Source organism: Bacillus sp. P4_D3 (assembly GCF_056401855.1).
This window is the reverse complement of the sequence record NZ_JBFUIN010001158.1, coordinates 1-742: the sequence shown is the minus strand read 5'-3', so window position 1 is coordinate 742 and position 742 is coordinate 1. Positions and strand designations below refer to the sequence as shown.

At 32.7% G+C, this 742-nt stretch carries 1 protein-coding gene; it reads left to right on the top strand.

Annotated features, from left to right (window positions below):
• Nucleotides 1–742 (top strand): pullulanase-associated domain-containing protein (locus tag AC1DTM_RS29965; RefSeq protein ID WP_477001645.1); only part of this gene is annotated, 742 nt, incomplete at both ends.

The following is a 742-nucleotide window of genomic DNA, read 5'->3' as shown; positions in this document are numbered from 1 at the left end:
TCTCTTTTCAGAGTGTGAAGGCAGTTTCAAATTCGAAAACAACTGAAGTTATCATTCATTACAAAGAGAAATCTGGAAATACAAAAGACTGGAATCTTTGGGTATGGGGAGAAAATGCAAACGGTAAATCTTATGAATTTACTGGTGAAGATGAATTTGGAAAATACGCTAAGATAAAAATAGATGGTGACTATAATCGTGTAGGGTTTATAGTTCGTACCAATGAATGGGAAAAAGATGGAGGTGATCACTGGGTTGAAAATATAAGGGATGGTCGTGCTGAAGTATGGATCCTTTCGGGTGATGAAAAAGTATATGATTCTAAGCCTTCTTCGGATCTCTCAATTCAAAAAGCTACTATTGATAGTTTTAATGAAATTACTGTAACGACTAATGTTCCGTTTAATAGTAAGGAACAGAAAATTGAAATTGAAGGCGTTAAAATTAAGGGAATTAGTCCTTATGATAAAAATAGTGGAGATATTACTAATAAGGTTAAAATAATTACGGAACAGAAAATTGATTTAAAACAAACATACAAAGTTAAAATAGCAAACTTAGCTGATGCGAATATTGAAATCGGTAAAGTCATTCGTAGCGAAGAATTTGATAATCTATTTTATTATAGTGGTAATGATTTAGGAAATGTATATACTCCGCAACATACAAAGTTCCGCTTATGGGCTCCTACTGCGAGTGAAGCGAAGTTAGTTTCATATAAAAATTGGAGCGATAAAATAGG